The 209-nt window shown below is 53.1% G+C and carries 2 tRNA genes; both read right to left on the bottom strand.

Features of this window, described 5'->3' with window-relative positions:
- Positions 1 to 8 precede the first annotated feature (8 nt).
- Positions 9 to 84 (bottom strand) — tRNA-Ala (locus AB4138_RS23910).
- 14 nt (positions 85 to 98) lie between these two features.
- A tRNA-Ile gene (locus tag AB4138_RS23905) sits at positions 99 to 175 on the bottom strand.
- Between the last annotated feature and the right edge of the window lie 34 nt (positions 176 to 209).

Below are 209 nucleotides of genomic sequence, written 5' to 3'. Positions count from 1 at the left end.
CTTAAAGATGGTGGAGCTATGCGGGATCGAACCGCAGACCTCCTGCGTGCAAGGCAGGCGCTCTCCCAGCTGAGCTATAGCCCCATCTAGGTCGATATTGGTGGGTCTGAGTGGACTTGAACCACCGACCTCCCGCTTATCAGGCGAGCGCTCTAACCAGCTGAGCTACAGACCCAATATCGTCTCTTAACTTTTCTAAACCTAATCAA

The sequence above is a fragment of the Vibrio sp. 10N.286.52.C3 genome (assembly GCF_041468865.1).
Classification (GTDB): Bacteria; Pseudomonadota; Gammaproteobacteria; order Enterobacterales; family Vibrionaceae; genus Vibrio; species Vibrio crassostreae_C.
Note: the sequence above shows the minus strand (reverse complement) of the source record. Positions and strands in the feature narration are given on the sequence as shown.